Source organism: Bilophila wadsworthia ATCC 49260, from assembly GCF_000701705.1.
In the GTDB taxonomy this organism is placed as follows: domain Bacteria; phylum Desulfobacterota; class Desulfovibrionia; order Desulfovibrionales; family Desulfovibrionaceae; genus Bilophila; species Bilophila wadsworthia.
In genome coordinates this window covers 1-8,234 of the sequence record NZ_JNJP01000116.1, presented here as the reverse complement: position 1 = coordinate 8,234, position 8,234 = coordinate 1, and the positions used below count along the sequence as shown (strand labels likewise).

The 8,234-nt window shown below is 58.0% G+C and carries 8 protein-coding genes and 2 tRNA genes; 6 read left to right on the top strand and 4 right to left on the bottom strand.

Features of this window, described 5'->3' with window-relative positions:
• Positions 1–202 precede the first annotated feature (202 nt).
• Positions 203–331: a 4-hydroxythreonine-4-phosphate dehydrogenase PdxA gene (locus T370_RS24620; RefSeq protein WP_081847603.1), complete on the bottom strand. Its 129-nt coding sequence runs from the start codon at positions 329–331 to the stop codon at positions 203–205.
• Positions 332–798: 467 nt separating this feature from the next.
• Positions 799–874, bottom strand: a tRNA-Thr gene (locus T370_RS0119950).
• Positions 875–1,147: 273 nt separating this feature from the next.
• Here T370_RS0119950 and T370_RS0119945 point away from each other — a divergent pair.
• Both T370_RS0119945 and asnS read left to right on the top strand, forming a co-directional pair.
• The gene (locus tag T370_RS0119945; RefSeq protein ID WP_029436775.1) at positions 1,148–1,792 is read left to right on the top strand and encodes a DedA family protein; all 645 of its coding nucleotides are present in this window, start codon (positions 1,148–1,150) and stop codon (positions 1,790–1,792) included.
• Between the two features lie 21 nt (positions 1,793–1,813).
• A complete protein-coding gene (gene asnS / locus T370_RS0119940) occupies positions 1,814–3,196 on the top strand; it encodes an asparagine--tRNA ligase (protein ID WP_005027985.1) in 1,383 nt (460 codons plus the stop codon).
• Positions 3,197–3,556: 360 nt separating this feature from the next.
• On the opposite strand, the gene T370_RS0119935 is transcribed toward asnS, so the two are convergent.
• Positions 3,557–4,129 carry a hypothetical protein gene (locus T370_RS0119935; protein WP_005027984.1) on the bottom strand — a complete coding sequence of 191 codons (573 nt, stop codon included), beginning with the start codon at positions 4,127–4,129 and terminating at the stop codon, positions 3,557–3,559.
• 139 nt (positions 4,130–4,268) lie between these two features.
• Between T370_RS0119935 and T370_RS0119930 the strand changes: the two genes are divergently transcribed.
• Entirely contained in the window at positions 4,269–4,637 is a 369-nt protein-coding gene (locus T370_RS0119930; RefSeq protein ID WP_005027983.1) for a cupin domain-containing protein, read from the top strand.
• A 130-nt stretch (positions 4,638–4,767) separates the two neighbouring features.
• Here the strand turns inward: T370_RS0119930 and T370_RS0119925 are convergent.
• Positions 4,768–4,844, bottom strand: a tRNA-Pro gene (locus T370_RS0119925).
• A gap of 353 nt (positions 4,845–5,197) precedes the next feature.
• Here T370_RS0119925 and potA point away from each other — a divergent pair.
• Genes potA through potC form a run of 3 tightly spaced genes read left to right on the top strand, consistent with a single transcriptional unit; the run spans position 5,198 to position 7,945 of the window.
• Positions 5,198–6,304, top strand: coding sequence for a spermidine/putrescine ABC transporter ATP-binding protein PotA (gene potA, locus T370_RS0119920; RefSeq protein WP_029436774.1), 1,107 nt, complete (start codon positions 5,198–5,200; stop codon positions 6,302–6,304).
• A complete protein-coding gene (locus T370_RS0119915; RefSeq protein WP_005027981.1) occupies positions 6,291–7,160 on the top strand; it encodes an ABC transporter permease in 870 nt (289 codons plus the stop codon). The genes potA and T370_RS0119915 overlap by 14 nt, the downstream gene beginning before the upstream one ends.
• Complete coding sequence (gene potC / locus T370_RS0119910; RefSeq protein WP_005027980.1) at positions 7,160–7,945, top strand: spermidine/putrescine ABC transporter permease PotC; 786 nt, start codon at positions 7,160–7,162, stop codon at positions 7,943–7,945. Before T370_RS0119915 ends, potC begins: the two co-directional genes overlap by 1 nt.
• Positions 7,946–8,234 lie beyond the last annotated feature (289 nt).

Below are 8,234 nucleotides of genomic sequence, written 5' to 3'. Positions count from 1 at the left end.
TAGAGAAAGTTTCTCCCGCCCCCTCCAAACCACCCCCACCCTCTTCAAAGATTTTCGACTTTATCGAATCCCTGTTCGTCATTTTTTCTGATCCCCCAGATTGAAAACAAGGAACTCACAAGCTGTCAGGCTGTGAGTTCCTTGTTTATTGGGGATGAGGAAGCGGCATTATGGATGTCCGGCTTGATGCCGGATCAGAGGTTCATGCTCTGGATGCGGCCATCTGAGCGGCGATGCGGATGGCTTCCTCCGTCGCCTTGGTCTTGGCGATGCCCTTTCCGGCGATGTCGAAGGCCGTCCCGTGTTCGGGCGTCGTGATGGCGTAGGGCATACGCGGCCTGCTCTTTCGTTAAGCACTCGACTATATGACTGACGGAAGAACAGGCAGCGTAACGCCTCCGGAGGGGATGAAGGGCATGGGACGATACCATGCCCTTTCTTTTCGCCCGAAGGCCAGCGCCGGGAAAGAATGCACTCACCCACACCAAACCTGCGGCCTTTTGGGGGTGTGCTTTATGCCATCTCAGAAGGGGGGCAATCCGGCCCTTCTTTCTTGTTGCTGGCCTTTATTTTTTAGAAGGGGCGCTGGCTGAACATGCCGAGGATTGTAGCGTATTGCGGGAGCAACGAAGGGAAGAAGAAAAACCGGCAACGAGGGAAAGCCTTGTGTGTCCGTATGTTGCTGTATTTTTCCAAAAGGGGAGCAAAATTTCCTAGCCGCAAAAAGGCCGTGCGGACAGTTTTGCGGACAGTCACGAGAAAGGGGTTACATCTTTTGATGTAACCCCTTGATTTCTCTGGAGCCAGCACGCGGATTTGAACCGTGGACCTACTGATTACGAATCAGTTGCTCTACCAGCTGAGCTATGCTGGCGCATTGACCGATGGCCAATACAGGGGGAATCAATAGCTTGTCCCCGGTTTAAAGTCAAGCCATTTTCCTTTTGGAGGAATAAAAGGTTTTGGGGACGGCTTGCGGCACCTACGGCGTCAGGTGCGCAGACGGGCCGTAAAGGGAGATTGTGACAAATGGATTACGGACGTTTGAAGGGGCGATCAGGGCTTGATTCTCCACAGGTCTGTCCGTATCCTGTGCGCTGTTTTCCAAACCGTTTCAAACCTGTATTTGCGTGATCAGGACTTTTTCATGACGGAGCTTTCTTTTTTTGAACAGGCGATTTCGTTTGTTCTGCATATCGATCAGCACCTTTTCGCACTTGTCGCGGAATATGGGGCGCTGCTGTATCTTTTTCTGTTTATCGTCGTGTTCTGTGAAACCGGTCTGGTAGTGACGCCTTTCCTGCCGGGCGACTCGCTGCTGTTTGCGGCGGGGACCGTGGCCGGAGCCGGGCATCTCAGTTACCCGGTGTGTATGCTTGTCCTGTTGGGGGCGGCGATTTTGGGGGATGCCGTAAACTATGAGATCGGGCGGCACGTGGGGCCGAGCATATTCAGCCGGGAGACACGGTTTCTGAACAAAGAGCACTTGCTCAAGGCCCATGCGTTTTACGAACGGCATGGCGGTAAGGCCATTATCTTGGCCCGGTTCATTCCCATCGTGCGTACCTTTGCGCCGTTTGTAGCTGGGATTGCGCTCATGTCCCCGGTCAAGTTCCTGTCTTTCAACATCACCGGGGCCATCCTCTGGGTGGTGGGGCTGGTTTCCGCCGGGTATTTCCTTGGCAACATCCCGATCGTAAAGAACAATTTCAGTGTCGTCATTTACGGCATCATCATCGTTTCGGTCCTGCCGGTGGTTATCGAGTTCATACGGGCAAAAATCAAGAAATAACATATAATCTGAGGAGGCTCTATGCTGCGTACTCCTGTAGCTGAAGCGCTCGGTGCGGCGTCCGCCGCGTCTGAAATCCGTATCGGCGGCTGGGTCCGGACCCGCCGCGACGCCAAGGGGTTTTCGTTCCTCGAACTCAACGACGGTTCCTGCCTCGGCAACATCCAGTGTATTGTTGACGAGGGTACCGCCGCATGGGACAAACTGGAAGGCGTCAACACGGGCGCGTGCGTCGCCGTTACGGGCGAACTTGTCGAGTCGCCCGGCAAAGGCCAGAAATGGGAAGTGCGGGCCAAGGATATGACCGTGTTCGGCCTCGCCGATCCTGAAACCTTCCCGCTTCAGAAGAAGCGCCATTCCGACGAATTCCTGCGTACCATTGCGCACTTGCGTTCCCGTACCAACAAGTACGGGGCGGCCTTCCGCATCCGTGCCGAAGCCGCGCACGCCGTGCACGACTTTTTCTATCAGAACGGGTTTTATTATGTGCATACGCCCATCCTGACGGGGTCCGACTGCGAAGGCGCGGGTGAAATGTTCCGGGTGACGACCCTGCCCCTGAACACGCCCGTGAAGCCCGGCGAAAACCCCTATGCGCAGGATTTTTTCGGCAAGGAGTGCAGCCTGACTGTTTCCGGCCAGCTTGAGGCCGAAGCGCTGGCCCTTGGGCTCGGCAAAGTCTACACGTTCGGCCCGACCTTCCGCGCCGAAAATTCCAATACCCCCCGTCACGCTGCGGAATTCTGGATGATCGAGCCGGAAGTGGCCTTCACGGATATCAACGACAACATGGATCTGGCCGAGAGCCTGACCTGCTTTGTGATCAACCGTGTCCTCGAACGCCGCGCCGACGATATGGATCTGTTCGATCGCTTTGTGGACAAGGGGCTGGTGGATCGCCTCAAGGGTATGGTGGCGCAGCCCTTTGCGCGCTGTTCCTACCGCGAGGCCATCGACATTTTGAAAGCGAGCGGAAAGAATTTCGAGTACCCCGCCAAGTTTGGCCTTGATTTGCAGACCGAGCACGAGCGTTTCCTCGCCGAGGAACATTTCAAGCGCCCGGTGGCGGTGTATGACTATCCCAAAGAGATCAAGGCATTCTATATGCGCCAGAACGACGACCGTGAGACCGTGGCCGCGATGGACGTACTGGTTCCCCGCATCGGCGAACTCATCGGCGGCAGCCAGCGCGAGGAGCGCCTCGACGTGCTCGAAAGCCGTATCCGCGAGATGAATCAGGATCCCGCAAACTATTGGTGGTACTTGGATCTGCGCCGTTTCGGCTCGGTTCCGCATTCCGGGTTTGGCATGGGCTTCGAGCGCCTCGTCATGATGCTCACCGGTATTTCCAATATCCGCGACGCGCTCCCGTTCCCCCGTACGCCGGGCTCGTTGGAGTTCTAGGCGGAGATGATGGGATGATATTGGGGAGGGGAGAGGGAACCTTTCTGAGGAAAGGTTCCCTCTCCCCTCCCCAAACCCCTCCTCTCTCCCTCCCAAGACTTTTGGCTGGTGGGGAGGCGGCGTGGAGGGAGTTCGTTCCGGCGGAGGATGGGGATTTCTCTGTTTTGTGGGAAAAGGATGTATGCCGTGGCGTGAAAATGGGCACGGCCATGTGTTCCGGAAAAAGAAAAACGCTTCAGTGTCCGTGTGAACCGGATAGTGAAGCGTTTTTTATTCCTAAAGAGTCCGGGGTGTGGCCTCTGCTGGCGAAAAGGCCGCGCCGGAATCCCCAAAGTCCGGCAGGGGTTGCCGTAATGCCCTTTACTTGTCGAACTTGACGGACTGGAGGGCCTTCTTGACGTCGGCCTCGTACTTCCCGGCGTCCTTCTTCAGGAACATGGCGTTTGCGATCACTCCCTTGTCCCCATTGGGGTAGGTCCACGTCATGTTGATGAGTTCCGGGCGGTTATCCTGAGCGGGGATGGTCATTTGGGTAGCGAGGGCGGCGACGCCGTTGTTCTCGACCTTGCCGCATGTGGCTTCAGCTTTGCCTGTGCCAAGCTGGCTTTCCAGTTCGCCGATGAGCTTCTTGCAGCGTTTTTCCGTTTGTGCGGCATCTTGTTTGAGAAATGCCTCTTGCGTGCCGGGATCGGGATTTCTGATGATGCTCAGTTTGAGGAAGTCGTCCGCAGGGCCTTGTGCCAGAAGCAGGATTTCAGGGCCATTCTCTTGGGAGAACTGTTTCAGGACTCCCTTGGGGAGGACTTCCCAGCCGGAAGGGAGGCTGATGGTGACATTTCCCGCTTTCTGGGGAATAAAATCGTCGGCTTGAGCTTGGATGCCGATACCGAGGGAGAGGGCTCCCGCCAAGAGCAGCGTATAACCGAATCGCATGTTTTCTCCTCCATCCGTAGAGATTGGGGCCGCATTCTTTTTTCAAGGCGTATACCCGCCGGCGGAGGATTGAAAATGATAAATAGCGGCATGGACAGAAAGTACAGCGGAGCCTATAGTTGAGGATGGAGGTATAACTATGAACGGAAAACGTAACATCCTTTTTGTAGATAAAGACGCGTACCCCTCTCTTGAAGAGCCGGAACTTTTCGATACGCTTGCGGCGGGTGCGGGGAGCATCCGCGTGGAGCGCATCGTATCCAACGGGCAGGTCACTCCCGAAGGGGAATGGTACGATCAGGATCTGGACGAGTGGGTTGTGGTGCTTGAGGGCGAAGCCCGCCTGCACTACATGGATGGCGAGGAAGTGGGGCTGAAGAAAGGGGATTCGCTGTTTCTGCCGAAGCGCAGGAAGCACCGGGTGGTTTACACCAGTTCCCCGTGCATCTGGCTGGCCATACATGCGGATCTGCTGACCCCGCAGTCGGTGGTTGCCGACGCAATCTGAGGACGCAGGCGTGCGGTGGGTTTTCCCCGCGCCGAAGAGGGAATTCTTCATACGGAAGGATTCCTTTTTTTGCGCCGTGCATTGGGCATGAAAAAAGGGTTTGCCGTGAAGCAAACCCTTAAGACCCAAGTGGTCGGGATGGCGCGATTTGAACGCGCGGTCTCTGCGTCCCGAACGCAGCGCTCTACCAGACTGAGCCACATCCCGTGAAGAAGCCCTTCTTAGCCCGAACCAAAATGAAAGACAAGCGTTTTTTTGGCACCTGTGGAAAAAAGGAAAGGGCCTGTTTGGACAAAATCTTTAGAAACAAAAGGTTAGCTGTAAAATCATGGATGGGGCTTTTCTTGACCCTTTGACCCGCCTCATGTAGAGGATGCGTGAAAGAGAAGGTCCTGAGACAGCCTTCGGGAGTCCTGACGGGCCGCCCGGACAAGCCGCTGAAGGCTTTTTCGCAAGAATCTGCACTGAAGGACGAGCGGAGCCGTGAATGGCCGATATGTGGCGATCCCGTTCGGGGACGCGCGCCCTTCCATACAAGGATACGGAGGCAGTCGGGAAGAATGACCGGACAGGACAATATCATCGAATTGAGGGGTGTGGACAAATCTTTCGAGGACACTCGCGCGCTTGAGGGCATTGATCTGAGTATCAGCAACGGCGAGTTTCTGACCCTCCTTGGGCCTTCCGGTTGCGGCAAGACGACCATCCTGCGAATCCTTTCGGGCTTCGAGACCCCGGATCAGGGAGACGTATCCATCGGCGGGCAGCGGATGAACGACGTCCCGCCGGAGCGCCGTCAGGTCAATACCGTGTTTCAGAATTACGCGCTGTTCCCGCATATGACCGTGCGCGACAACGTGGCTTTCGGGCTTCGGATGCAGTCCTGTCCGAAAGGCGAGATCGAGGGCAGGGTGCTGGAAGCCCTGCGCATGGTGCATCTCGAACAGTACGCGGATCGTCGCCCGCATCAGCTTTCCGGCGGCCAGCAGCAGCGCGTGGCCATCGCCCGCGCCGTGGTCAACAAGCCGCTGGTGCTGCTCCTCGACGAGCCGTTCAGCGCCCTCGACTACAAGCTGCGGCGCGCCATGCAGCTTGAGATCAAACGCCTCCAGCGACGCCTCGGCATCACCTTCGTGTTCGTGACCCACGATCAGGAAGAGGCTTTTGCCATGTCCGATCGCGTTGTGGTCATGAATCAGGGCCGCATCGAACAGATCGGCACGCCTCAGGAAATCTACGAGGAGCCGTCCAACCTGTACGTCGCCCGTTTCGTCGGCGAGATCAACATCCTGCCCGCGCGGATCATGTCCGTGCCCGGCGAGGGCATCTATATCGCGGACATCAGCGGCCGCCGCTTCACCCTGCGCACGTCGCGCCCGTTCGTGGCGGGGGATCGGGTGAACGTGCTTTTGCGGCCCGAGGACATCCGCGTCTATGCGCATGACGACGAGCGCCCCGAAGGGCCGTACCTCACCGGGCGCATTGAGGAAACCGTCTATAAGGGGGCGACCGTGGATATTTCCATCGCCCTCGACAGCGGCGAGACCCTTTCCGTTGCCGAGTTCTTCAACGAGGACGACGCGGAAATCAGCTACAACCGCGGGGAGCGCGTTGCCGTGACTTGGGTTGACGGTTGGGAAGTGGTGTTGCCGTATGAAGCAGACTAGGGCCTTTTTCAACCGCTTTTCCATCGGCGTCACGGCTTTGTGGCTGCTGTTGTTCGCTTTGCTGCCGAATATCGGCCTTCTGGTGGTGACGGTGCTGACGCGCGGCGAGCAGGATTTCGTATTGCCGCAGTTCACGCTGGACAACTACCTGCGCCTGCTCGATCCCACGTTCCTGAAAATCCTGTGGGAATCCCTGTGGCTGGCCTTCATGAGCACGCTGGCGTGCCTGCTGGTGGGCTATCCGTTCGCCTACCGGATCGCCCGGGCCAGCGCCAAGATGAAGCCGTGGCTGCTCCTGCTGGTCATCATCCCGTTCTGGACGAACTCGCTTATCCGTACCTATGCGCTCATCCTGATCCTCAAGGCCAACGGGCTCATCAGCACGCTGCTGGTGTGGCTCGGGGTTACGGAACAGCCCGTGTCCTTCATGTACGGCGATTTCGCGGTGTTCATGGGCATCCTGTACACGTTCCTGCCGTTCATGGTTTTGCCGCTGTACGCATCCATCGAAAAGCTGGACAGCCGCCTGCTCGACGCGGCCCGGGATCTCGGGGCCAGCGGCTTCCAGTCGTTCTGGCACGTCACGTTCCCGCTGACCCTGCCCGGCATCATCGCGGGCTCGATGCTCGTTTTCCTGCCTTCGCTCGGGGCGTTCTATATCCCTGAAATCCTCGGCGGGGCCAAAAGTATGCTCATCGGCAACTTCATCAAGAACCAGTTCATGGTGGCCCGCGACTGGCCGCTCGGCGCGGCGGCGAGCACCATTCTGACGCTGCTGCTGGCCCTGCTCATCGCGGTGTACCGGATGGCCAACCGCAAGGTCGCCTCGCGCGACCGCATGGACGAGGTGGCGTGATGATGCGGAAACTCGGCAAACTGTGGCTCTGGATCGTGTATGCGTTCCTGTTTCTGCCCATCTTTGTGGTGATCGCGTATTCCTTCAACGCCGCCAAGTACACGTCGGCGTGGAAAGGGTTCACGCTCAAGTGGTACAGCCAGCTTTTCGGCAATGCGGCGCTGATCGACGCGGTGGTGAACACGCTTTCCGTGGCGGCGCTGGCGGCCTCGCTGGCGACGCTGCTCGGGGTGCTCGCCGCGCTGTGCCTCAAGCGCACGGAATTCCCCGGACGCCAGCTCCTGCACGCCTCCCTGTACGTCCTGACCGTCTCGCCGGAGATGGTCATGGGGATTTCGCTGCTCATCTTTTTCATCAGCGTCAAGCTGCCGCTCGGGTTCGTGTCCATGCTCATCGCGCACACGACGCTCGGCCTGCCCTTCGTGGCCCTGACCGTTTTGGCGCGCCTGGCCGAATTCGACGAGCACCTGGTGGAGGCCGCCCGCGATCTCGGGGCTACCGAGGCGCAGGCGTTCCGCTATGTGATCCTGCCGGTGATCATGCCCGCCGTGGTCGCGGGGTGGCTCTTGGCGTTCACGCTGTCGATGGACGACGTGCTGATCAGCTTTTTTGTGGCCGGGCCGACGTTTGAGGTGCTGCCCCTGCGCATCTACTCAATGGTGCGGCTCGGCGTGAAGCCGGACATCAACGCGCTTTCCGCCATCATGTTCTGCGTGACCATCGCCCTCGTCGTGCTGGCCTTCTGCCTCTCGCGGCCCAGAAAAAGTTTGAGGAAGCAGGGTTGATGAAACGCATTGGGGAAGGGAGGGAAAAGCTTTTCTGAAGAAAAGCTTTTCCCTCCCTTCCCCAAACCCCATCCCTCCCTTTCCAAAGACTTTTGTGTTTATTGAATCTCTGTTCGAAAAATACGGCGGACATGCGGGCCGTGCGGCGGGAGTTCCGTTGCGCGGCCTGTTTTCTTTTCTCGGGAAGATGCTTATCCTTTCAGGCATGGCCTCCTCGCCGCCCCGTCCCAAAAAGACGAAAGTCTTGGGAGGGAGAGAGGTGGGGGCGTGGGGGAGGGGAGAGGGAAGC